The following is a 22,598-nucleotide window of genomic DNA, read 5'->3' as shown; positions in this document are numbered from 1 at the left end:
CGTGGGAACATTACGGAAATCCAAAGACGGCCATGTCGCTGTCATCACGATTCAGCATCCGCCGGCAAATGCGCTTTCAACACAAGTCCTTGAAGATCTTTCGGCCTGCCTTGATGAGCTTGCCGAGGATCAGCAGGTAAGAAGCATTGTCATTCATGGAGAAGGGAGATTTTTTTCAGCGGGCGCAGATATTAAGGAATTCACTTCATTGATGGATGGATCTGATTATGCCGGTCTCGCTGATAAAGGCCAGCAAATATTTGAAAAAGTAGAGTCTTTTCCAAAGCCGATCATTGCCGCCATCCACGGGGCTGCTCTTGGAGGCGGTCTTGAGCTGGCGATGGCTTGCCACATCCGGATTGCCGAAGAAAACGCAAAACTCGGCCTTCCCGAACTGAACCTCGGCATCATTCCGGGTTTTGCTGGTACACAGCGTCTTCCGAAATATGTGGGGACGGCTAAAGCTCTTGAGATGATCGGAACATCTGAACCGATCTCCGGAAAAGAAGCCTTTGAATACGGTCTTGTCACCATTTTGGCGGCGGATGAGGATCAAGTGCTGCAGAAGGGAAAAGAGCTGGCTCATAAATTTGCGGAAAAAAGCCCGCAGACACTTGCCTTTGTTATTGAGCTTTTGAACTCCGGTAAAGTCTATTCTTATGAAGGCAGCCTGAAGCTTGAAGGCAAGCACTTCGGTGAAGTGTTCCAATCTGAAGATGCAAAGGAAGGGATTCAAGCCTTTCTTGAGAAGCGGAAGCCGCATTTTAAAGGGAATTAACAAGCGTGAAAACAAAGGGGATGAAAAGAACATGAACATATATGTCTTGATGAAACGCACGTTTGACACAGAGGAAAAAATTCAGATTGAACAAGGGGAAATCAGCACGGACGGGGCGGAATTCATCATCAATCCGTACGATGAATACGCGATTGAAGAAGCGCTTCAATTAAAGGAGAAGCACGGCGGAGAGATTACGGTTGTCACAGTCGGTGAAGAAGAATCTGAAAAAGAGCTCAGGACGGCGCTTGCGATGGGGTGCGACAAAGCCGTTTTGATCAATATCGAAGACGATCTGGAAGAGGCTGATCAATACACGGCTTCATCCGTTCTTTACCACTATTTAAAAGACAGGGAATACGACATCATTCTCGGCGGCAATGTGGCGATCGACGGGGGCTCTGGACAAGTGGCGCCGCGTCTGGCTGAACTGCTCGGCATTCCATGCATCACAACGATTACAAAGCTGACTGTAGACGGCAGAGATGTTGAAGCGGAACGAGATGCAGAAGGCGATCTTGAAGTGATCCAAACCGTTCTGCCGATCGCCGCCACCGCCCAGCAGGGATTAAATGAGCCCCGCTACCCTTCTCTTCCGGGAATCATGAAGGCGAAGAAAAAGCCGCTTGAAGAACTGGAGCTGGACGATCTGGATATAGACGAGGATGATGTAGCCGCGAAAACAAAAACAATTGAGCGGTTCCTGCCTCCGAAAAAAGAAGCCGGAAAAATCCTAGAAGGAGAGCCGGAACAGCAGGCATCAGACCTCGTTTCACTGCTGAGAAGCGAAGCAAAGGTCATTTGAAGCAAGGGGAGAATCAACACGGTCATTAAAATACAGGGGGAAAAGGATATGAGCAAAAAAGTTTTCGTACTGGGAGAATGCCGGGACGGTTCATTAAGAAATGTAACTTTTGAAGCGATCGCCGCTGGAAAAACGATTGCCGAAGGGGGAGAGGTCATTGGAGTCCTTTTCGGTGAAAGCGTTTCAAATAAGGCCGCTGAGCTGATTCATTATGGCGCCGATCAAGTGCTGACCGCCGAAGACCCGCTTCTGAAAAACTATACATCTGACGGTTTCGTCCAAGCATTTCTGCCGATACTTGAAAGCGAAAGCCCGGATGTAGTCATTTTCGGACATACGTCAATGGGAAAAGACTTATCTCCAAAGCTGGCAGCCCGTTTGGGAACAGGGTTGATTTCCGATGCGATCGATGTCAGTGTGACAGGCGGAAATATTGTGTTTACAAGACCGATCTACTCTGGAAAAGCGTTCGAACGGATCATCTCTGAAGATGAACTGATTTTCGCAACGATCAGACCGAATAATATTGCACCGCTTGCCAAAGATGAAACACGGACTGGAACGGTGGAAAAGATCGAGGTCGATATTCAGGACATCAGAACGGTGATCAAGGATGTCGTCAAAAAAACGTCTGAAGGCGTCGACTTGTCAGAAGCGAAAATCATCGTTGCCGGAGGACGCGGCGTGAAAAGCGAAGACGGATTCAAGCCGCTTCAGGAACTTGCCGATGTGCTCGGCGGTGCAGTAGGAGCTTCAAGGGGAGCTTGTGATGCCGATTACTGCGACTACTCGCTGCAAATCGGGCAGACCGGAAAGGTCGTCACACCCGAACTTTATATTGCCTGCGGCATTTCAGGTGCGATTCAGCATCTCGCAGGGATGTCAAACAGCAAAATCATCGTCGCCATTAACAAAGATCCGGAAGCTGACATTTTCAAAATTGCCGACTACGGCATCGTCGGAGATTTGTTTGAGGTCGTCCCGCTGCTGACAGAAGAATTTAAAAAGCTGAGTGTCAACACTTGAAAAAAAGCCGGCCTGATCGCCGGCTTTTTTAATCGGCACATTTAGTTGGAGCAGCAAATAAAATGGGGTATGTGCCCTGCTCATGGGCGATACATTCGATGTGTAAAACACTGCAAGATAGGGAAACGTATACTCAAGCATTATGTTAGCGTGAACCAAAGGGAGATGCTATACTAAAAAGCATAATTTCACAATTGGAGGAATGAAAGAATGGCTATCGTAAAAGCAACTGATCAAACATTTTCAAATGAAACAAGCGAAGGCGTAGTTATTGCCGACTTTTGGGCTCCTTGGTGCGGACCTTGCAAAATGATTGCGCCTGTTCTAGAAGAGCTGGATCAAGAAATGGGAGACAAATTGAAAATCGTCAAAATTGATGTTGACGAAAACCAAGAAACTGCCGGCAAATACGGTGTGATGAGCATCCCGACTTTACTCATACTAAAAGACGGTGAAGTGGTTGAAACATCTGTCGGATTCAAACCGAAAGAAGCGCTTGAAGAACTAGTCAACAAGCATTTGTAAAATAGAGACCGGGTAAAGGGCGATTCCAGAGGGATCGCTTTTTTCTTACAAAAACAGCGTATTCTAATAGCCTAAGGGACACCTTCAATTGTGGAGAACATGTGGTCGGTCATGGTAAACTGTAAATATGGAAAAACGCCGAAACAAGGAAGGATTTTTGATGAACAAAAAAATCAAAGAAAAGCTTGCCCTTCTGCCTGATCAGCCGGGCTGCTACTTGATGAAAGACAGGCAGGAGACCGTGATCTACGTCGGGAAAGCAAAAATATTAAAAAACCGGGTCCGCTCCTATTTCAGCGGCTCCCATGATGCAAAAACACAGCGGCTTGTCAGCGAAATCGAAGACTTTGAATACATTGTCACATCCTCGAATATCGAAGCGCTGATTCTTGAAATGAATTTAATCAAAAAGTATGACCCTAAATATAATGTGATGCTGAAAGACGATAAAAGCTATCCGTTTATCAAAATCACGAATGAGCGGCATCCGAAGCTGATCGTCACGCGGAATGTCAAAAAAGACAAAGGCCGCTATTTCGGCCCGTATCCGAACGTCCAGGCCGCAAGGGAGACGAAAAAGCTGCTAGATCGCCTGTATCCGCTCAGAAAATGCGCAAAGCTGCCCGACCGCGTCTGTCTGTACTATCACCTCGGGCAATGTCTGGCGCCATGCGTCTATGATGTATCTGAGGAGACAAACAGACAGCTCACCGAAGAAATCACCCGCTTTTTAAAAGGCGGCTACAACGAAGTCAAGAAAGAGCTTGAAGCCAAAATGCTCGAAGCTTCTGAAAATCTTCAGTTTGAAAGAGCGAAGGAATACCGCGATCAGATTGCCCATATCGAGTCAACGATGGAAAAGCAGAAAATGACGATGAACGATATGCTCGACCGCGATGTATTTGCTTACTCGTATGACAAAGGCTGGATGTGCATTCAGGTCTTTTTTATCAGGCAAGGGAAGCTCATTGAAAGAGATGTCAGCTTGTTTCCTCTATACAGGGAAGCGGATGAAGAATTTTTGACATTCATGGGTCAATTCTATTCGAAAAACAATCACTTCCTTCCAAAAGAAATTTTGGTGCCGGACAGCGTTGACAAAGAGATGATTGAGGAGCTCCTGGACGTAAAAGTCCGCCAGCCGAAAAGGGGAGCGAAGAAAGACCTGCTTCTCCTTGCCCATAAAAACGCAAAGCTCGCTTTGAAAGAGAAGTTTTCACTCATCGAACGGGATGAGGAGCGGACGATCGGAGCGATTGAAAAGCTCGGCACAGCGCTGGGCATCTACACGCCGTACAAAATTGAAGCATTTGATAATTCAAATATTCAAGGAACGGCCCCTGTATCGGCAATGGTCGTATTTCTCGATGGAAAGCCGCATAAAAAAGAGTACCGGAAATATAAGATCAAGACAGTAGCGGGACCGGACGACTACGGTTCAATGCGCGAAGTCATCAGAAGAAGATATACGAGGGTGCTGAAAGACAATCTGCCGCTTCCAGACTTGATTTTGATCGACGGAGGTAAAGGCCAGGTTTCCGCTGCCGTCGATGTGCTGGAAAATGAGCTGAATCTCGATGTCCCGGTCGCCGGTTTGGTGAAAGATGACAAGCACAGAACATCGAACCTTTTGATCGGCGATCCGCTTGAGATCGTTCAGCTTGAACGGAACAGCCAGGAATTTTATCTGCTTCAGCGCATTCAGGATGAAGTGCACCGGTTTGCCATCAGCTTCCACAGGCAGCTGAGGGGAAAAAGCGCTTTTCAATCGGTGCTTGACGGCATTCCGGGCGTCGGTGAGCAGCGGAAAAAGCTGCTTTTAAAACACTTCGGTTCTGTCAAAAAAATGCAGGAAGCGAGCGCTGAAGATATCCACAAGGCCGGGATTCCGTTGAAAACCGCACAGCTGATTGCGGAGGCTTTAAAAAAATAATGTTGAATTTTTAAAAAGAATCTGATAGAATTTGTACTAATTTCATAATAAGATCGTGTGATATGGTGAAGATAGAGGTGCGAACTTCAACAGTAAGCTTTCGGAGAAAGATGGATTTCAAAGAAGAAAGCTGAAAGGGGAGCGTCGCCGAAGCGGGTAAAAATTCCATTCGTTTTATCTGCTGGCTTTACATTGAATAAATGTGAGGCTGTCAAGAAAATCATTTTCTTGGAGGGCTATCTCGTTGTTTAAGATCATCGGCATTTTTGTTGGTTAAAGCAATGAGGGAATTCTCTCATTGCTTTTTTGTATGCTAAAACCGTACAAGCCGCAGATCAAGCTTTCCTCTTCATACATAAACACGCACGAAAACAAAAAGGGTGGTATTGATGGGTCTCATCGTCCAAAAATTCGGCGGAACTTCCGTAGGGTCAGTGGAAAAAATAGTAAACGTTGCAAACCGGGTCATCGAAGAAAAACAGCGGGGACATGACGTTGTCGTCGTCGTTTCTGCAATGGGAAAATCGACGGATTCCCTTGTGGCACTTGCCAAAGAAATGGCTGAACAGCCGAGCCGGCGGGAAATGGATATGCTGCTGACAACTGGAGAGCAGGTGACGATTTCTCTTTTAACAATGGGATTGCAGGAAAAGGGATATGATGCGGTTTCCTATACAGGCTGGCAGGCCGGCATCCAAACCGAAAACATCCACGGCAATGCAAGGATTACCAATATTGAATCAGCCAAGCTGAAAGAGCGTCTGAAAGAAGGAAAAATCATTGTTGTCGCAGGATTTCAAGGTGTTACGGACGAAGGGGAAATCACAACGCTTGGCAGAGGCGGATCAGATACGACAGCCGTTGCCCTCGCCGCTGCACTGAAAGCCGATAAATGCGATATTTACACAGACGTGCCAGGGGTCTTCACAACAGATCCGCGCTATGTCAAAACGGCCAGAAAGCTTGAAGGAATCTCCTATGATGAAATGCTGGAGCTTGCCAATCTCGGAGCGGGCGTCCTGCATCCGAGAGCAGTTGAATTTGCAAAGAACTATCAGGTGCCTTTGGAAGTTCGTTCAAGCACGGAAAAAGAAGCGGGCACATTAATCGAGGAGGAATCATCCATGGAGCAGAATTTAATCGTAAGAGGAATTGCGTTTGAAGATCAAATTACACGCGTCACAATATGCGGCCTTTCCAGCGGCTTGACAACGCTGTCAACGATTTTCACAACGCTTGCCAAACAAAACATCAACGTCGACATCATCATTCAATCAGTGACGAGCATAAGTAAAACATCGATCTCATTCTCTGTGAAAACAGAAGATCTGCAAAGAACGGTGCAGGTCCTTGAAGAGTACAAAGGCGCACTCGACTACGAACAGATTGAGACGGAAAACAGGCTTGCCAAAGTGTCGATAGTCGGCTCCGGCATGATTTCAAACCCGGGTGTGGCCGCTGAGATGTTTGCGGTTCTTGCCGAAAAAAATATCCAGGTTAAAATGGTGAGCACGTCAGAGATTAAAGTTTCCACCGTCATCAGTGAAAGCGATATGGTGAAAGCTGTGGAAGCATTGCATGATGCTTTTGAACTGTCGAAAATAAGCATGACTGCCAATTAAAAATCCTAGAGACATCTCTAGGGTTTCTTTTTTTTGTCTGAAGGAAGGAATATCAAGGATGTCAAATTTATGTTATCATTACCATAATGAGGAGTAAAAAGGAGAGAATAGAATCATATTATGATTGGATTCATACATACTATAGGTCCAGTGGCTGTAGCGATTATTGCCAGCATTGTTGTACACGAGCTGGGGCACGTCCTTTTCGGGTGCATCGTCAGGCATCATGTTCAATGGCTGGCAGTCGGGCCGTTTATCATATTTAGAAATGGGAAAATAACATGTCGATGGAAACACAAATATTTTGGAGGCGCAGTTTTTTTATTCGGTGAATCCATTAAAAATAAAAAAACGTATCAAAAAGAAAAAGGAAAATCCGTTGTGATCCTTTTGGGAGGCCCAATCACAAGTTTCTTGGCGGGATTTGTCTTTCTGAACTTTGTACCTCATCATGAATACTCTTTATATTTTGGTATTTTCTCACTTTTAATAGGCGCTGTTACACTGCTATTTACAGATGGACCGCCTGCATTGCTCATTTTAACCAATAGGCTTTATGCAAAACTGCATTTTCTGAACGTGGAATTGCTGTCATATCAAACAGAGAAGCCATTTGATTTTTTGCTGAAGGAATTGGGAGAGCAGCTGCATAAAGTGAAGGCGGATTCGATTGAAAAAATGAGCCTGACTTCCTTGAGTGCGTTGTTTTTTTATTTATATTGTGCACAAATAGAGTTTGATATGAGCAGCCGCAAAAAACTTGAGATGTTTCAACATGTATTGAAAGAACTGGAAGACAAAGGGCTTGGCTCAATTAGAAATAAACAAAAAAGGTCTTTACTGAACGCAATTGTTTATTTAGAAGAAATGAATTTATTCATGGAAAATAACAAAGAAGCGGCAGCAAAGCTGTATTCAAAGCTGGCTGATAAAGAAGACAACCGTTTAAATGAGCTGAAACGCGGCGCCGTCATCAATCATGATGATAAGGCAAAAGAGCTCTATATCAGTGAATTAAATTCTGATATTTTTAACCGTCATACACTACTTGTCAAAATAGAAGAACAATTTATTCAAAAAGCGAAAGAACACATACACAAAAAACAAGGTTCCGCATGACGAAGAAATAGACGTTAGAGAAGTTTAAAGAAGCGGATGTATTATTTGCTGACATTTTGGCAGCCGGTTGCGTACATAGCGAAATTTAGACTTTATGGTAAAAAGGGCTGCTGTTCATTTTCAGCAGCCCTTCCTTGATCATGCCGGGTCTTTCAAATCCCATTTCACAGTCAAAACAACTTTTTCGGCTCTTTTTTTCACCTGCTCATACGATTCGGCGATATGCTCATTCATCAGCTGGATTTGCTCGGCGATAAACCCGGCTTCAAGCTGAAAGCAGGGCTCTTTTTGATATTTGAGGCGGTTTGAGACCAGCGGCCCTTCAAGTTCAAATTCAAGCTCCTGCTTTTTTGAATGAACGATCGTAAGCGTTCCCCAGCTTGCGTCATGAAAAAATGCAGGGATATCCTCCCAGGCATCGAGCTGGAACTTGCGGGCAAGGTTTTTTCCGGCCCAATACATCATGTCTGCATAGTCTTGTCCCAGCATATCCGGAAGCAGCACTTCCCTGATTAATTCATAGCCATATGCGGAGACTTCCAGCTCTTTTAATTGCGCTAAGTTTGCTTCATATTTATTCATTGTCCAATGTCTCCCCTCTTTCCTCCGTTTATTATAGCTTAAATCGGGGGAGAGATTACAGAGAGGAGATGCATTTGCAAAGAAAAAAATCTATTATATTTATATTTTGATAAAATAAAATTTTCTAAAATCTCATTAAATATTAGAAAATTTCAATTTATGTACGCGTTTTCTTGACGCTTTTTTCTCATAGGAGTAAAATGAAATTGTCATAAAAACTTAACAAAGTGCGATATTTGAAACAGGACGGGGGATAGGAGACCTTTCATTTTTACAGCACTTTTCAACTAGGGGGTTAAGCAATGGCCGGGAACAGAGAGTTTGTGTATCGAAGATTACATTCTTTGCTTGGCGTTATACCGGTGGGTCTATTTTTGATTCAGCATTTAGTTGTCAACCATTTTGCGGCAAGCGGAGAAGAGGCGTTTAACAATGCCGCTCATTTTATGGAAAACCTGCCGTTCAGGTACGCTTTGGAAATCTTCGTGATTTTCCTTCCGCTGATTTATCATGCTGTTTATGGTGTATACATAGCTTTTACAGCGAAAAATAATGCGGGCAGATTTGGGTTTTTTAGAAACTGGATGTTCGTTTTGCAGCGGATTACAGGAATCATTACTTTAATTTTCGTCAGCTGGCACGTCTGGGAAACACGAATCGCTGCGCAGATGGGCGCTGAAGTGAACTATGACATGATGGCTGATATTTTGAGCTCCCCGATCATGCTCGGCTTTTACATTGTAGGTGTCCTCTCAACAATCTTCCACTTTTCAAACGGTTTATGGTCGTTTGCTGTTACTTGGGGAATTACCGTTTCTCCGCGTTCACAGCGAATCTCCACGTTTGTGACAATGGGAGTCTTTGTTGTGCTGTCCTATGTAGGGCTTAGAGCGATTTTGGCATTTGTGTAAAAGAACTAGATTACTAGAGGGAGTGGGGCTGGCATGAGTAACTCAAGCATCATCGTTGTCGGCGGAGGACTTGCGGGTCTGATGGCGACCATTAAAGCTGCGGAAGCAGGAACAAACGTAAAACTATTTTCCATCGTTCCGGTGAAGCGCTCACATTCGGTATGTGCGCAAGGCGGAATCAACGGAGCGGTTAATACAAAAGGCGAAGGCGACTCTCCTTGGGAGCATTTTGACGATACGGTATACGGCGGAGACTTTTTGGCCAACCAGCCGCCGGTCAAAGCGATGTGTGAAGCTGCGCCGTCGATTATTCATCTGCTCGACCGCATGGGTGTCATGTTCAACAGAACACCGGAAGGCTTGCTTGATTTCCGGAGATTCGGGGGAACGCAGCATCACAGAACGGCATATGCCGGCGCGACGACAGGTCAGCAGCTTCTGTATGCACTTGATGAACAGGTCCGCCGCTTTGAAGTCGAAGGGCTTGTTTCAAAATATGAAGGCTGGGAATTCCTAGGTGCGGTGCTTGACGATGACAGAACGTGCCGCGGCATTGTCGCGCAAAATTTAACGACGATGGAAATCGACTCCTTCCGTGCGGACGCCGTCATCATGGCAACCGGCGGACCGGGAATCATCTTTGGAAAATCGACGAACTCGATGATCAATACAGGATCAGCGGCTTCAATCGTCTACCAGCAGGGCGCCTACTATGCGAACGGAGAATTCATTCAGATTCACCCGACTGCCATTCCGGGGGACGACAAGCTTAGATTGATGAGTGAATCTGCACGCGGTGAAGGCGGACGAGTCTGGACATATAAAGACGGGAAACCTTGGTATTTCCTCGAGGAAAAATATCCGGCGTACGGAAACCTTGTGCCGCGCGATATCGCAACCCGCGAAATATTTGATGTGTGCGTAAGGCAGAAACTCGGAATCAATGGCGAAAACATGGTTTACCTCGATCTTTCCCATAAAGATCCGAAAGAGCTTGATATCAAGCTTGGCGGTATCATCGAAATCTATGAAAAATTCATGGGTGATGACCCGCGCAAGCTGCCGATGAAAATTTTCCCTGCCGTTCACTACTCTATGGGCGGACTTTGGGTGGATTACAACCAAATGACAAACATTCCGGGGCTGTTCGCCGCGGGAGAATGCGATTATTCCATGCACGGCGGCAACCGTCTGGGAGCGAACTCGCTCTTGTCCGCGATTTACGGCGGCATGGTGGCCGGCCCGAAAGCAGTTGAATACACTCAAGGGCTTGAAACATCTGCCGAAGATTTGTCATCTTCTCTATATGACGATCATGTCAGCAAAGAAGAAGAAAAATGGGCGGACATTATGAAGATGGACGGAAATGAAAATGCTTATGTACTTCATAAAGAGCTTGGCGAATGGATGACTGACAATGTGACGGTCGTACGTCATAATGACAAGCTTTTGAAAACCGATGAGAAAATTCAGGAACTTGCTGAACGCTTCCAAAACATTAACATTAACGATACGACAAAGTGGAGCAACCAAGGGGCCGTATTTACTCGTCAGCTGCGCAACATGCTGCAGTTGGCAAGGGTGGTCACGCTAGGAGCATACAACCGAAACGAAAGCCGCGGCGCCCATTATAAACCGGATTTCCCTGACCGTAATGATGAGGAATGGCTGAAAACGACAATGGCGAAACATACAGGCGATTTTGAAGCCCCGAAATTCCATTATGAGGATGTCGATGTTTCATTAATCGCACCGCGTAAACGGGATTACTCGAAGAAAAAGGTGGCGAAATCATGAGTGAAAATAAGACAATCAGGTTCATCATCACTCGTCAGGATACAGCGGATTCCGATGCTTATCAGGAAGAATTTGTGATTGCTTACCGTCCGAACATGAACGTCATTTCTGCTTTAATGGAAATCAGAAGGAATCCGGTCAATGCAAAAGGGGAAAAAACGTCCCCGATTACATGGGATATGAACTGTCTGGAAGAAGTGTGCGGCGCTTGCTCCATGGTTATCAACGGGAAGCCGAGACAATCGTGCACAGCCCTGATCGACAAGCTTGAGCAGCCGATTCGCCTTGAGCCGATGAAAACATTCCCGGTTGTCAGAGACCTTCAAGTAGACCGGAGCCGGATGTTTAATTCCTTGAAGAAAGTCAAAGCATGGGTGCCGATTGACGGCACATATGATTTGGGACCCGGGCCGAGAATGCCCGAAAAAAGACGCCAGTGGGCCTATGAGCTGTCAAAATGCATGACATGCGGCGTCTGTCTTGAAGCTTGTCCAAACGTGAATAATAAATCAAACTTTATCGGTCCTGCTCCGCTTTCACAAGTCCGCTTATTCAACGCCCACCCGACGGGAGCGATGAACAAGTCTGAGCGGCTTGAAGCGATTATGGGAGACGGCGGTCTGGCGGAGTGCGGGAATTCGCAAAACTGTGTTCAGTCTTGTCCGAAAGGAATTCCTTTAACAACATCAATCGCCGCCTTAAACAGAGATACAACCATCCAGTCGTTTAAAAACTTCTTCGGAAGCGACAACACAGAGTAACTTGAAACACACCTCTTCAGTTTGAAGAGGTGTTTTCATATCAAAAGGGGATGAAAACATTGAAATTGCCGGGATATATCGAGGAACCGTTTGACAGTTGGTGTCAGTCGTTTTCTTTTTTTGAGGAAGTATCTGTCCGTTTTTCAGAAACAGATATGTTCGGTCATATGAACAATGTGACACCGTTCATCTATTTTGAAGAAACACGAATTTCTTATTTTAAACATCTTCGCACCATGGACCATCTTGCAGATGAGCACAGCAGGACAATTCCTGTCGTGGCCAGCCAGCAATGCGATTATTTTCAACAGGTTATGCTTCATGAAAACTTAAAAATCGGCGTCAAAACAGCTGCTGTCGGCAATTCCTCACTCACACTCCACTACTTGGCGAAAAATGAAGCCGGTACGCCATGTTTCACAGGAAAAGCCGTCATGGTGCAGATTGCCAAGGATACGGGGACACCGGAGAACTGGACAAACGAGCAAAAAGCAAAGTTGCTTGGTGGCTGATTCATTTCCTGAGAAATAATGTGTAAGGGGAGAGACATGAAAAAAGCGGTGGTGATCGGCGCCAGTTCAGGAATCGGCAAAGCGCTTGCCGAAAAGCTTTCAGCGGAAGGTGTTGTACTGGGACTTGCTGCAAGGCGGGAAGAGCTTCTTGTCAAATTGCGGGATGGCCTGCCAGGTCTTTCATATATCAAAAAAATTGATGCAGCCGACAGCGAGCGTGCGAATATGCTGTTAAAAGATCTGATTCGTGAGATGGGAAGGGTGGACACCGTTTTCATTTGTTCAGGCAAGAAAAAGAAACAATTGATGTCAATATTGCGGGGTTTGTGTCTTGTTCAAACTTGTTTGTCGATCATTTTATCCAAAATGGCAAAGGCTGTTTAGTCGGTATCTCATCAATTGCAGCGCTGCGGGGAAACGGAGCAGCCGTCACCTACGGGGCTTCAAAAGCGTTTGTCTCAAACTATTTAAAAGGCATGCGCCAAAAAGTGAAAACGTTCGAGAGTGCTGACATTGTCATTACCGAAATTCAGCCCGGCTTCGTCCATACCGCCCTTGCAAAAGGAGATCAATTGTTTTGGGCCGCCTCCCCTGAAAAGGCTGCGGCGCAAATTGTCAGGGCCGTGCGAAAAAAGAAAACACACGCTTATATTACAAAACGATGGCGGATCATCGCATGGATTTTGAAATGCCTTCCTTAAAGAAGGTGTATCACCAGGCGCTGATAAGAAAGAGCGAGCTCTTGATCGCTCAGGGGCCAAAAATAGGTGTTTGAGGGAACCCTTTTCTCCGTCAGAAACGTCACCGACCTTGCGTATGTTTCATATGATATCACGACTATATCGAAACCCATTCGTTTCAGATCAGCTCTCACCTTAGCAAGGAGGGTTACAATACTTGAAGGAGAAAGAGTTTCAATCAAAGCCGCTGCTAACAAAAAGAGAAAGAGAAGTGTTCGAATTGCTCGTTCAAGACAAGACAACAAAGGAAATCGCAAGCGAGCTCTTTATAAGTGAAAAGACTGTTCGTAATCACATTTCCAATGCGATGCAAAAATTGGGAGTGAAAGGCCGTTCGCAAGCTGTTGTTGAACTTCTTCGAATGGGTGAGCTAGAGCTCTAACTTGAGCCGGTGTTCCTTCTTGGATAAAGAAGGGAACCGGTTATTTGTTTTTTTGGCATGAGTTGTATATTCATGTTGAAGTCTTGCAATTTATGTAGAAAAGAAGGAAAATAGACTCGAGTGTTTTGCAAACAAAACAACGAGTTGAGCGAGGTAGAGAAAATGAATTCGAAAGCTTCTTTGAATCACATTGCGGATATTGAAAAATCTCTCCGCCATATCGCGGGCATCATTAAACAAAAAGGCAGAGAAATTCTTACCCAATATACGATTACGCCTCCCCAGTTTGTCGGCCTGCAGTGGCTGTTTGAATACGGGGACATGACGATCGGCGAATTATCCCAAAAAATGTATCTGGCGTGCAGCACAACGACAGATTTAATTGACCGAATGGAGAAAAACAACCTTGTTGAACGGGTAAAAGACCCTTCTGACAGACGGGTTGTCCGGATTCGCCTGTTATCAGAAGGAGAACGAATCATCCAGGAGGTTATTCAAAAAAGACAGGATTATTTGGAAAACATGTTAGAAGCGTTTTCTGAAAAAGAAACAGCCGATTTTGAAAAATTATTAATTAAACTTCAGCAGGAAATGAATAGAAAATGAGGCGATTTTGTTGGATCAACCGATAGGAGTCATTGATTCGGGAGTTGGCGGTTTAACTGTTGCAAAGGAAATCATGAGGCAGCTGCCAAAAGAAAACATCATTTATCTCGGAGATACAAAAAGATGTCCATACGGACCGAGGGACAGAAAAGAAGTCCTTTCATATACATGGGAAATGACAAACTACCTGTTATCCCGCCATCATATTAAAATGCTCGTGATCGCGTGCAATACAGCAACGGCCATCGCATTGGACGAAATCAGCCGGGAAGTCGCCATTCCCGTCATCGGAGTGGTGCAGCCGGGGGCCAGAACCGCCATTAAAGTGACAGAAAATCAGCGGATCGGCGTCATCGGAACGGAAAATACGATTAGAAGCGGAGCATATGAAGAAGCACTGCTTTCACTAAACAGCGATCTGACGGTGGAAAATTTGGCTTGTCCAATGTTTGTGCCGTTTGTGGAAAGCGGTAAATTTTTGGATGAAACGGCTGATGAGATTGTCAGGTCATCACTATATCCGCTCAGGGATTCTTCAATTGATACACTGATTCTCGGGTGCACGCACTATCCCATTTTAAAAGATCCGATTCAGCGCTATATGGGCGAGCGCGTCAGCATTATTTCTTCAGGAGATGAGACCGCCAGAGAGGTCAGCACGATTTTGTCCTACAATGGCCTCTTGAACAAAAACGCTGTCTCTCCAGAACATCTATTTTTAACAACTGGAGACCGTGCCCGTTTTAAAAAAATCGCAAACGATTGGTTTGGATATGAAGTGAAAAATGTTGAAAGCATTTCGCTTAAAGAAAAAACCGCAATAAAGTAAAAGCTGCCGGAAACGGCAGCTTTTTGGCGCTTCGCCACAAACCCGGCCTTTTCTGTCAAAGAAAAGGTTTTTTGTTTTTCAGCAAGCTTTCATCATGATAACGAATTTTTAAAAAACGGTCTAATTCAAAAAATGGGCTCGTATACATGGTAGTACAAACTGCCTTAGGAGGGAAAAGTATGCTGAAAAAAGGAATGAAAGGAATCGCGGTCTCTGTCACAGCATCCGCGCTGCTTCTTTCCGGATGCGGAATATTTCAGTCAGATCAAGCCTCAGAGGAAATAGATCCGCCGCAGGATATCACATACGTAAAAGAGGAGAAGGAGCAAGACCAAACGGACAAAACGAAAGACCAAACAGATGATAAAGACAGCAAAACGACCGGTGAACATAAAGCTGCACAGGATAGCGACACGGTGATGAGAGAGCTTTATCTGATTGATAAAAACGGATATGTCACAGCTCAGACGCTCCCTCTTCCAAAACAGGAAGGGACGGCCAAGCAAGCGCTCGAATACCTTGTTGAAGGGGGGCCGGTCTCTAACGTACTGCCAAATGGATTCAGAGCCGTGCTGCCGGCAGATACAACCGTAAATGTTGATATAAAAGAAGACGGGACAGCGGTCGCCGATTTCTCAAAAGAATTTAAAAACTATAAGGCTGAAGATGAACAAAAAATCGTCCAGGCGATTACATGGACGCTGACGCAATTTAATTCGGTTGATAAAGTGAAAATCCGCATGAACGGTCATGATTTAAAAGAAATGCCTGTCAACGGCACGCCGATCTCGGAAGAACTCAGCCGCGAAGACGGCATCAACCTGGACACAGCAGGTGTCACGGATATGACCGCTACACAGCCTGTAACCGTTTATTATTTGGCTGAATCTGATGAAGGCGCATACTATGTACCGGTGACTAAGCGCACCTCAGATAAAGAAAATGACCAGGTGACAGCGGCGATTGAAGAACTGGCGGAAGGGCCGAGCAATAAAAGCGGGCTGCTGTCGGACTTCCAAGGGGACGTCAAGCTTGAAAGCAAGCCGAAAATTGAAGACGGCCATGTGACCCTCGACTTTAACGAAGCCATTTACGGCAGTGCAGATGGCGAAAAGAAAGTCATTTCAGACGAGGTGTTAAACAGCATCGTTTTGACATTGACCGAGCTTCCGGATATTAAAAGCGTTTCCGTCACGGTTAACGGAAAAGCCGAACTGGTGAATGAAAAGGGCGAAAAGCTTTCAAAACCTGTCTCAAGACCGAGCCGGGTGAACACAGGTAGTTTTTAGCCGGACATTTTTGATATACTATAAAAAAAGAGGTGAGCGCATAAAGCTGCCTCTTTCTTTGTTCAGCTTTTCAGAACGCGCTTTCTTAAAGCGAAATTATTGTCAAATGTTTATGTACATACAATCGGAGGTAAAAAATGAGATACGATGGAAGAGAAAACAATGAACTGCGCCCTGTATCGATGGAGCTTGATTTCATCACACATCCTGAAGGATCAGTTCTGATCACAGTCGGCGATACAAAGGTGATATGCAATGCTTCTGTAGAAGACCGCGTCCCGCCCTTTTTAAGAGGGGAAGGGAAGGGCTGGATTACGGCGGAATACAGCATGCTGCCCCGTGCGACAAACCAAAGAACGATCAGGGAATCGTCAAAAGGAAAAATTTCCGGAAGAACGATGGAAATCCAAAGACTGATTGGACGAGCTTTGCGGGCGGTCGTTGATTTAGAAAAGCTCGGTGAGCGGACCATCTGGATCGACTGCGACGTCATTCAGGCAGATGGGGGCACAAGAACGGCGTCGATCACCGGAGCGTTTACGGCCATGGCATTAGCTGTCGGACGCCTTGTTGAAGAAGGCACCCTCAAATCGATGCCGATCAACGATTTTTTGGCTGCCACATCAGTGGGGATTGATCAGGAAAATGGGCTCATCCTTGATTTAAACTATCAGGAAGATTCAAACGCAGAGGTTGATATGAATGTCGTTATGACAGGAGAAGGCAGTTTTGTCGAGCTGCAGGGAACCGGAGAGGAAGCGACGTTTTCCAAAAACGAATTGGACGGGCTTTTGGAGCTTGCCGAAAAAGGGATCGCAGAACTCATCGAAAAGCAGAAAGAAGTACTCGGTGATGTTGCGGCGGCCATTCAACAATAATTTGAGAAAGGCTTGATATGAAATGAAAGAAGTCATCATCGCCACAAAAAATGAAGGGAAAGTCAAGGAATTCAAAGAGATGCTTGAACCGAGAGGCTACGATGTCAAATCTCTGTTAGATATCGGCTATACGGCCGAAATCGAGGAAACCGGACAAACATTTGAAGAAAATGCAATGATTAAAGCGGAGACGATTTCAAAAGAGACCGGCAAAATGGTCATTGCAGATGATTCCGGACTGTCGGTCGATTATCTCGGCGGCAGCCCGGGGGTATATTCGGCGCGCTATGCCGGAGAAGAAAAAAATGACCTCGCCAACTTAAAAAAAGTATTGAAAGAGCTTGAAGGGATCGAAAAAGAAGATCGCTCAGCAAGATTTAGATGTGCGCTTGCTCTGTGCATTCCGGGGCAAAAAACCAAAACGGTCGAAGGCGCAGTCGAAGGGTTTATTGCCGAGCAGCCAGAGGGGACAAACGGTTTCGGCTACGACCCGATCTTTCTGGTCAAAGATAAGGATCAGACAATGGCTCAGCTCTCAAGCGGAGAGAAGAACAAAATCAGCCACAGGGCGGAAGCGCTGAAAAAGCTGTCCGCTTTATTGGATGAATAAGAGAGGAGGAGCCGGAATGAAGGTGCTGATCGTCAGCGACAGCCACGGCCTTGAACATGAGCTGCAAACAATCGCAGAACGGCATGAGAAGGATGTGGATCTCAGCATCCACTGCGGAGATTCCGAACTTGACCCTTCTCACCCGGCGCTTGCCTCTTACTTAACGGTAAAAGGAAACTGCGACTTTTACGGAGATTTTAAAGATGAAATCGTCGTTCCGGTCGGATCAAGAAAGCTCTTTTTTACACACGGACATTTATATGGTATCAAACAGTCGCTGTTAAACGTTTATTACAGGGCGGCCGAGCTTGAAGCCGATATCATCTGCTTCGGCCACTCCCACATCGCGGGAAGCGAGCTGATGGACGGGAAACTGCTGATCAACCCCGGCAGCATCCGCCTTCCGCGGGTGCGGAGAGACAAAACTTATGCTATACTAAGCATTGATACAGACAATACGTCTGTCCGTTTTTACGATACAGACGGACGTGAGATCGAAAGTTTGGCAAATCATTATCAATTGCCATCAGATTCATGAGGAAGAATTTTTTTCTTCCTCGTGATGAAAAAAATTCTAAAAAGTTGTTGACTTTGCGACCTAATACGAATATAATAAATCTTGTCGCTGATAGTTAAAGCAAACAAAACAACATTATGTCCCAGTAGCTCAGCAGGATAGAGCAACGGCCTTCTAAGCCGTCGGTCGGGAGTTCGAATCTCTCCTGGGACGTCACATCAAAAAATCCCCAAACCTATTGATAATTCAAGGGTTTGGGGATTTTTTGTTTGTTTAGAACCTTTGTTTATGGTTTAAAAGTGCATTTTGGGAGTGAACTGGGAGCGGATTTTCACCAAGCGCTGTTTTTCTCTCAAATAACTGTCAAATGTGCGGCTGATTTTTTTAGTCAGCTTCATCATGTTTTGTTTTTTTGATAAATGAATTGAATTGGTTTTCGAAACATGATGTTAGAGTTAAAGGGCTAGAGGTGTTAATTCGTTATGCAAATTTTTTATCTGTACAGGTGTTATGACAACTTGCCATATGTCTGCATGCTTAATGATTTGCATGACCGGTTACGGTGTCTTGACTTTTTCTTTATTCTTTTGGTTGTGGATTGCACTTGATCCGATAGGGAGAATATTGGCAAGTTATAAATGTTTTCATCGCCGAAATATTTGCCTGGACCATTAAACCCACTAAAAAAGCTTTCTATACCACGAAAAGAATTTTTTGTGCTTCAATAATAGGTCACTGAAAATTATGAATTGCCTTTGTACCAATTCATGCGATGTTTTAGTGAAAGGCTAAAACCTTGCCAATACAAGAAGCGATGTTTGGACATTTTGCTTGAATCATAATTGGGTTGTTCTGAGTTTGGATCGGCATGTAATTGGTATGCTCCGATTATGGCGATTGCACCATTCATGCTCAATATACCAATTTGACATGGGCTTCATTTGCTGTTCATTCCATTGGGAATGCTCTTTTATGGATAATCCTTTTAATTGGTATTTAAAAAAACCAGAAAGACCAATTGAAAATGAGGAACGAGCCCTTAATGTCCTCCTTATAAACAGGGATAGTTGAGGTGATCTTCAAGTAAAGGTTTGGGATTTACCTTCTCCTAAAAATTCCCTTTCATCTTTTTAAAAAGAATGAAAATGATAAGGGGTGTGATCAATTTTAAGGAGGATGTTTTATGACAAAACAACAGCAAAATCAGCAGCAAAAGCAAAAACAACAACAACAACAACAACAACAAAAACAAAAGCATGAGCAGCTGCTTGGAGTCAACATTACAGATACCGAACTTGCTCAAGAATTCGGAAACATACAGCAGCAGCTTACCCAGCTGGAGCAAACTGTTTCACAATTAGGATCTTCTCAGCAGCAAGGTCAAAGCGGCCAGCAGAAATCTCAATTGACTCAGGGAATCAATCAATTAAAGCAGCAAATTCAGCAATTCAGTTCTCAATCCCAACAGCAGATGCAGCAGACAGATCAGCAAATTCAGCAAAGCATTCAGCAAGCCGTCCAACAGCTTAATCAGGCTCTTCAAGGCATTCAAACAAACCAAGCGATGAACCAAATGAGCCAAGCGCTTCAGCAGGCTCAACAATCATTTAATCAGCAAGGTCAACAAGGTCAACAAGCCCAACAAGGCCAACAGGCTCAGCAAGGCCAGCAGCAGCAAAACCAAAATCAGCAATTCCAACAGCCGCTTCAATAATTTAAAAGGCTGAAAAAAGAGCCGGCTTTTCCCGGCTCTTTTTCATAATTATCGGCGGTCATTCCTCGTTTTTGTCCTCTTTATCATGGGTCGGATGCGCCCCTGGGTATTGTCTTGGCAACCCTTGATGCAAATTCCGGAATTCATATGTGAAATTGCTGTAGTATTGCTGACCTTCCCGCCATGGAGTGCTTTTGTTTTCAACAGGCTCATCTTTGTCTGCCGCTGCTCCATAAGCTCCTTCCGGAAATTCCTCAGCTGTTAAGAAATTCCTTTGTGTTTCAACGTTTGACATATCTTCAGCATCTTTTCTCTGATCCATAAGAACACCCCGTTTTTAGCTATAGTGTTGCCCTGAAATCACGGGTGCTATGTGTTTTCATTTTATAAGCTGAAATATTCATTTTTTTGCGGGTTAAAATCGGGATGAAAACTCATTTATACCGCTTGCCAAAAACCTGACAAACATGCAGAAGATGAAGAAAAAAGGCTTTTTTTGTTTGCGGAAAAACAGTGTGAATCAAATGTTTTTTTAGATCTTCTAGGCCGTTCCGCCTCAGCTTTCGGCATGTATCTCCCTGTCTAAGTGCCCGCTAATTTTCGCTTTCTGACAAACATCTCATATCAGCAATGGTTTCATCTGTTTTCCAGATTGAAGGAGTATCTTGATGGTTGTAAAATTTACCATGATAGGTAATCTGCCAAGATGTAGTTTTCATTCATCTTAAAAGGGAGCTGAAGAAAGGTGCAAATTTTAGAAAGAGTCGAAGAAACGGATATCCAATCGGCAAGAGATTATGTGACAAAAGCGTATGAAACGGTTCGGAAGCGTAATCGTCATGAAAGCGAATTTCTTCAGGCTGTAAAAGAAATATTTGATTCGCTCGTCCCTGTTCTGGCCAGGCACCCGAAGTATATCGAGCATCGGATTCTTGAAAGAATCGCGGAGCCGGAGAGAATGATTGTATTCAAAGTTCCATGGGTTGATGACCAGGGCAATGTCCAGGTTAACCGGGGATTCCGCGTCCAGTTCAACAGTGCAATCGGTCCTTATAAAGGGGGCATACGCTTTCATCCTTCCGTGAATGCCAGCATCATTAAGTTTTTAGGCTTTGAGCAGATCTTTAAAAATTCTCTCACCGGACAGCCGATCGGCGGCGGAAAAGGAGGAGCAGACTTTGACCCGAAAGGAAAATCAGACAGAGAGATCATGAGCTTTACGCAGAGCTTCATGAATGAACTGTGTAAATATATGGGACCCGACACTGATATTCCCGCGGGGGATATTGGAGTCGGCGCCAGGGAAATCGGGTATATGTTCGGGCAGTATAAAAAAATCCGCGGACGATATGATGCCGGTGTTTTAACGGGGAAAGGCCTGGAATACGGCGGCAGTTTCACACGAAAAGAAGCTACTGGCTATGGGCTTGTTTACTTCGTTGAAGAAATGATGAAAGATCAAGGGCTGAGCTTTAAAGGCAGCACCGTTGTCGTCTCCGGATCAGGCAATGTGGCGCTCTATGCCATGGAAAAAGCAGCGCAATTCGGCGCTAAAGTCGTAGCCTGCAGCGATTCAGACGGGTATATATATGACAAAAACGGTATACATCTTGACACGGTGAAACGGTTAAAAGAATTTGGAAACAAAAGAATCAGTGAATATGTAGATGAGCATCCTGAAGCACGCTATTTTACAGGCTGCTTAGGGATCTGGTCTGTCCCGTGTGATATCGCGCTTCCGTGTGCGACGCAAAATGAAATGGATGAAAAAGCGGCGCAAGTTCTGATCGAGAACGGTGTCAAAGCGATCGGAGAAGGAGCGAATATGCCGTGTTCACAGGAGGCCGCCCGGCAGTTTTTGGATTCGGGTATTCTGTTCGGGCCGGCTAAAGCCGCAAATGCCGGCGGTGTCGCCGTTTCCGCGCTGGAAATGGCTCAAAACAGCACTCGGCTGCGCTGGACGGCGGAAGAAACGGATGCCAGGCTGCGCGGAATTATGACCGATATTTACAGAAAAAGTGTGAAAGCCGCTTCTGAATACGGCAGAGCCGGCTATTTGACCGACGGCTGCAATATCGCAGGATTTATGAAAGTGGCGGATGCCATGATCGCTCAAGGGGTTGTTTAATACTGAGCATGAGGAAAGGGGGAGAGTGTTCGGCTCTCCCTCTTACATTCTGTGCCCGGCAAACGATCGGGAGAATCCGTGCCCAATGCCGAAGCCCCCGAGAATGGGCCCAGGCAACACAAAACCGTACGGGTAGTGCATGGTAATATGGCCCGGATGCAGGGTGGGATTGTACACATATGGCTGCTGGGATACGAAATATCCCGGAAAAAATCCTGGATATTGGCGGATTGAATATAGCCCCGTACTCAAATCATACGGTTCAATTGCAATTGTGGCTGTCATGATATCACTCATTTCTTGATATTTTTAACATTTTATTACATTCTGGATAAATGGAGTCTGTACATGTTAGATGGCAAAAACCTTACTAGATAAAACATAAGGTTTCTTTTTTTGTGTGATAAAATATGACAAAGTTGTATGAAACACTGATTTAATTGTGTATCGTTTATAGATTAAAGAAAATATTTTAAATTGTTTTTATTTTTGATTTTCCTTATATATCAATAATGTAAGCGTATACAAGTAGAT

The 22,598-nt window shown here is 44.9% G+C and carries 22 protein-coding genes, 1 tRNA gene, 1 pseudogene and 1 riboswitch; of the genes and pseudogenes, 22 read left to right on the top strand and 2 right to left on the bottom strand.

Going from position 1 to position 22,598, the window contains the following annotated elements; translation table 11 throughout:
* The first annotated feature begins 1 nt into the window (after position 1).
* The 7 genes from BTA30_RS19390 (at position 2) to BTA30_RS19360 (ending at position 7,808) form a co-directional block, all read left to right on the top strand.
* Complete coding sequence (locus BTA30_RS19390; RefSeq protein ID WP_076763114.1) at positions 2–778, top strand: enoyl-CoA hydratase; 777 nt, start codon at positions 2–4, stop codon at positions 776–778.
* Positions 779–809: 31 nt separating this feature from the next.
* Complete coding sequence (locus BTA30_RS19385; RefSeq protein ID WP_076763344.1) at positions 810–1,583, top strand: electron transfer flavoprotein subunit beta/FixA family protein; 774 nt, start codon at positions 810–812, stop codon at positions 1,581–1,583.
* Positions 1,584–1,631: 48 nt separating this feature from the next.
* On the top strand, positions 1,632–2,609 hold the full coding sequence (locus BTA30_RS19380) for an electron transfer flavoprotein subunit alpha/FixB family protein (RefSeq protein WP_076763111.1): 978 nt from the start codon (positions 1,632–1,634) through the stop codon (positions 2,607–2,609).
* A gap of 210 nt (positions 2,610–2,819) precedes the next feature.
* On the top strand, positions 2,820–3,134 hold the full coding sequence (gene trxA / locus BTA30_RS19375; protein WP_076763108.1) for a thioredoxin: 315 nt from the start codon (positions 2,820–2,822) through the stop codon (positions 3,132–3,134).
* 160 nt (positions 3,135–3,294) lie between these two features.
* On the top strand, positions 3,295–5,067 hold the full coding sequence (gene uvrC, locus BTA30_RS19370; protein WP_076763342.1) for an excinuclease ABC subunit UvrC: 1,773 nt from the start codon (positions 3,295–3,297) through the stop codon (positions 5,065–5,067).
* A 64-nt stretch (positions 5,068–5,131) separates the two neighbouring features.
* Positions 5,132–5,314: riboswitch (Lysine riboswitch) on the top strand.
* Positions 5,315–5,456: 142 nt separating this feature from the next.
* Positions 5,457–6,689: an aspartate kinase gene (locus BTA30_RS19365; protein WP_076763105.1), complete on the top strand. Its 1,233-nt coding sequence runs from the start codon at positions 5,457–5,459 to the stop codon at positions 6,687–6,689.
* Between the two features lie 120 nt (positions 6,690–6,809).
* The gene (locus BTA30_RS19360) at positions 6,810–7,808 is read left to right on the top strand and encodes a site-2 protease family protein (RefSeq protein ID WP_076763101.1); all 999 of its coding nucleotides are present in this window, start codon (positions 6,810–6,812) and stop codon (positions 7,806–7,808) included.
* Between the two features lie 138 nt (positions 7,809–7,946).
* Here the strand turns inward: BTA30_RS19360 and BTA30_RS19355 are convergent, their stop codons facing one another.
* Positions 7,947–8,390 carry a YslB family protein gene (locus BTA30_RS19355; protein WP_076763099.1) on the bottom strand — a complete coding sequence of 148 codons (444 nt, stop codon included), beginning with the start codon at positions 8,388–8,390 and terminating at the stop codon, positions 7,947–7,949.
* A gap of 302 nt (positions 8,391–8,692) precedes the next feature.
* Here BTA30_RS19355 and BTA30_RS19350 point away from each other — a divergent pair, with 302 nt between their 5' ends.
* The 14 genes and pseudogenes from BTA30_RS19350 to BTA30_RS19285 all read left to right on the top strand — a co-directional run bounded on the left by BTA30_RS19350 (position 8,693) and on the right by BTA30_RS19285 (position 19,936).
* The gene (locus tag BTA30_RS19350; RefSeq protein ID WP_076763097.1) at positions 8,693–9,301 is read left to right on the top strand and encodes a succinate dehydrogenase cytochrome b558 subunit; all 609 of its coding nucleotides are present in this window, start codon (positions 8,693–8,695) and stop codon (positions 9,299–9,301) included.
* Between the two features lie 33 nt (positions 9,302–9,334).
* Positions 9,335–11,098: a succinate dehydrogenase flavoprotein subunit gene (sdhA, locus tag BTA30_RS19345; protein WP_076763095.1), complete on the top strand. Its 1,764-nt coding sequence runs from the start codon at positions 9,335–9,337 to the stop codon at positions 11,096–11,098.
* A complete protein-coding gene (gene sdhB, locus BTA30_RS19340; protein WP_076763094.1) occupies positions 11,095–11,859 on the top strand; it encodes a succinate dehydrogenase iron-sulfur subunit in 765 nt (254 codons plus the stop codon). Before sdhA ends, sdhB begins: the two co-directional genes overlap by 4 nt.
* A 59-nt stretch (positions 11,860–11,918) precedes the next feature.
* Complete coding sequence (locus BTA30_RS19335) at positions 11,919–12,371, top strand: acyl-CoA thioesterase (RefSeq protein WP_076763092.1); 453 nt, start codon at positions 11,919–11,921, stop codon at positions 12,369–12,371.
* Between the two features lie 18 nt (positions 12,372–12,389).
* A pseudogene (locus tag BTA30_RS19330) lies at positions 12,390–13,072 on the top strand (SDR family NAD(P)-dependent oxidoreductase).
* Between the two features lie 196 nt (positions 13,073–13,268).
* Complete coding sequence (gerE, locus tag BTA30_RS19325; RefSeq protein WP_003184172.1) at positions 13,269–13,493, top strand: spore germination transcription factor GerE; 225 nt, start codon at positions 13,269–13,271, stop codon at positions 13,491–13,493.
* Positions 13,494–13,655: 162 nt separating this feature from the next.
* Entirely contained in the window at positions 13,656–14,099 is a 444-nt protein-coding gene (locus BTA30_RS19320) for a MarR family winged helix-turn-helix transcriptional regulator (RefSeq protein ID WP_076763090.1), read from the top strand.
* Positions 14,100–14,106: 7 nt separating this feature from the next.
* Complete coding sequence (gene racE / locus BTA30_RS19315; protein ID WP_094777361.1) at positions 14,107–14,928, top strand: glutamate racemase; 822 nt, start codon at positions 14,107–14,109, stop codon at positions 14,926–14,928.
* Positions 14,929–15,107: 179 nt separating this feature from the next.
* Complete coding sequence (locus tag BTA30_RS19310) at positions 15,108–16,217, top strand: GerMN domain-containing protein (RefSeq protein ID WP_076763087.1); 1,110 nt, start codon at positions 15,108–15,110, stop codon at positions 16,215–16,217.
* 137 nt (positions 16,218–16,354) lie between these two features.
* Positions 16,355–17,095 (top strand): ribonuclease PH, encoded by a 741-nt coding sequence (gene rph, locus BTA30_RS19305; protein WP_076763085.1) that lies wholly within the window; start codon positions 16,355–16,357, stop codon positions 17,093–17,095.
* A gap of 22 nt (positions 17,096–17,117) precedes the next feature.
* A complete protein-coding gene (locus tag BTA30_RS19300; protein WP_076763082.1) occupies positions 17,118–17,705 on the top strand; it encodes an XTP/dITP diphosphatase in 588 nt (195 codons plus the stop codon).
* A gap of 16 nt (positions 17,706–17,721) precedes the next feature.
* A complete protein-coding gene (locus BTA30_RS19295; RefSeq protein WP_076763080.1) occupies positions 17,722–18,243 on the top strand; it encodes a YfcE family phosphodiesterase in 522 nt (173 codons plus the stop codon).
* Positions 18,244–18,361: 118 nt separating this feature from the next.
* Positions 18,362–18,435: transfer RNA gene (locus BTA30_RS19290), tRNA-Arg, on the top strand.
* Between the two features lie 970 nt (positions 18,436–19,405).
* Positions 19,406–19,936 carry a hypothetical protein gene (locus tag BTA30_RS19285; protein WP_076763078.1) on the top strand — a complete coding sequence of 177 codons (531 nt, stop codon included), beginning with the start codon at positions 19,406–19,408 and terminating at the stop codon, positions 19,934–19,936.
* A gap of 58 nt (positions 19,937–19,994) precedes the next feature.
* Here the strand turns inward: BTA30_RS19285 and BTA30_RS19280 are convergent, their stop codons facing one another.
* Positions 19,995–20,258 (bottom strand): hypothetical protein, encoded by a 264-nt coding sequence (locus BTA30_RS19280; RefSeq protein WP_076763077.1) that lies wholly within the window; start codon positions 20,256–20,258, stop codon positions 19,995–19,997.
* Between the two features lie 423 nt (positions 20,259–20,681).
* Between BTA30_RS19280 and gdhA the strand changes: the two genes are divergently transcribed.
* Positions 20,682–22,064: an NADP-specific glutamate dehydrogenase gene (gene gdhA, locus BTA30_RS19275; protein WP_076763075.1), complete on the top strand. Its 1,383-nt coding sequence runs from the start codon at positions 20,682–20,684 to the stop codon at positions 22,062–22,064.
* Positions 22,065–22,598 lie beyond the last annotated feature (534 nt).

The organism is Bacillus swezeyi, assembly GCF_001969815.1.
Lineage (GTDB): Bacteria > Bacillota > Bacilli > Bacillales > Bacillaceae > Bacillus > Bacillus swezeyi.
This window is presented reverse-complemented; position numbering and strand designations above follow the sequence as displayed.

Bases quoted from the DNA above. Each gene is read 5' to 3' on its own strand.
- trxA (WP_076763108.1), top strand. From the start codon at position 2,820: ATGGCTATCGTAAAAGCAACTGATCAAACATTTTCAAATGAAACAAGC.
- BTA30_RS19380 (WP_076763111.1), top strand. From the start codon at position 1,632: ATGAGCAAAAAAGTTTTCGTACTGGGAGAATGCCGGGACGGTTCATTA.
- sdhA (WP_076763095.1), top strand. From the start codon at position 9,335: ATGAGTAACTCAAGCATCATCGTTGTCGGCGGAGGACTTGCGGGTCTG.
- BTA30_RS19365 (WP_076763105.1), top strand. From the start codon at position 5,457: ATGGGTCTCATCGTCCAAAAATTCGGCGGAACTTCCGTAGGGTCAGTG.
- BTA30_RS19355 (WP_076763099.1), bottom strand. From the start codon at position 8,390: ATGAATAAATATGAAGCAAACTTAGCGCAATTAAAAGAGCTGGAAGTC.
- BTA30_RS19385 (WP_076763344.1), top strand. From the start codon at position 810: ATGAACATATATGTCTTGATGAAACGCACGTTTGACACAGAGGAAAAA.
- BTA30_RS19320 (WP_076763090.1), top strand. From the start codon at position 13,656: ATGAATTCGAAAGCTTCTTTGAATCACATTGCGGATATTGAAAAATCT.
- rph (WP_076763085.1), top strand. From the start codon at position 16,355: ATGAGATACGATGGAAGAGAAAACAATGAACTGCGCCCTGTATCGATG.
- BTA30_RS19360 (WP_076763101.1), top strand. From the start codon at position 6,810: ATGATTGGATTCATACATACTATAGGTCCAGTGGCTGTAGCGATTATT.
- BTA30_RS19310 (WP_076763087.1), top strand. From the start codon at position 15,108: ATGCTGAAAAAAGGAATGAAAGGAATCGCGGTCTCTGTCACAGCATCC.
- BTA30_RS19300 (WP_076763082.1), top strand. From the start codon at position 17,118: ATGAAAGAAGTCATCATCGCCACAAAAAATGAAGGGAAAGTCAAGGAA.
- BTA30_RS19280 (WP_076763077.1), bottom strand. From the start codon at position 20,258: ATGGATCAGAGAAAAGATGCTGAAGATATGTCAAACGTTGAAACACAA.
- BTA30_RS19350 (WP_076763097.1), top strand. From the start codon at position 8,693: ATGGCCGGGAACAGAGAGTTTGTGTATCGAAGATTACATTCTTTGCTT.
- BTA30_RS19285 (WP_076763078.1), top strand. From the start codon at position 19,406: ATGACAAAACAACAGCAAAATCAGCAGCAAAAGCAAAAACAACAACAA.
- BTA30_RS19295 (WP_076763080.1), top strand. From the start codon at position 17,722: ATGAAGGTGCTGATCGTCAGCGACAGCCACGGCCTTGAACATGAGCTG.
- uvrC (WP_076763342.1), top strand. From the start codon at position 3,295: ATGAACAAAAAAATCAAAGAAAAGCTTGCCCTTCTGCCTGATCAGCCG.
- sdhB (WP_076763094.1), top strand. From the start codon at position 11,095: ATGAGTGAAAATAAGACAATCAGGTTCATCATCACTCGTCAGGATACA.